Source organism: Aquimarina algiphila (assembly GCF_007489275.1).
Taxonomy (GTDB): Bacteria; Bacteroidota; Bacteroidia; order Flavobacteriales; family Flavobacteriaceae; genus Aquimarina; species Aquimarina algiphila.
The window spans coordinates 1-310 of sequence record NZ_VLNR01000222.1 but is presented as its reverse complement, the minus strand read 5'-3'; the positions used below and the strand labels follow the sequence as shown (position 1 = coordinate 310).

The window sequence follows — 310 nt, the reverse complement described above, 5'->3', positions numbered from 1 at the left end:
GTATTTCTAATGAGATTGACCTGTTAATGGGAAGGTTTACTAATAAATCTGCTTCAGAAAATGCAGAAACCCTACGCTTTTTGAACGGTTTAGATGAACCAATAGAACAAAAAAGAACCGCCAATAGTGACTTGCACACTAATGACGGTTCTGATATTGACCTGGACAGTTTGCTGACTGGCTGGAAATTCTTGCCAAACTGACCCACCTATTCCTATTATATTGACCCAGTAAATCCTATTTAAACTGACCCACCTATTCTTGTTTAAATTGACCCACCCCCAAAAGTGTGTGTATTAAATAACTTGTA

Annotated in this window: 1 protein-coding gene; it reads left to right on the top strand. The window is 37.7% G+C overall.

Features of this window, described 5'->3' with window-relative positions; genetic code table 11:
• A partial coding sequence (locus tag FOF46_RS32205) for a hypothetical protein (protein ID WP_167572051.1) occupies positions 1-203 on the top strand: 203 nt, incomplete at its 5' end.
• Positions 204-310: the final 107 nt, after the last annotated feature.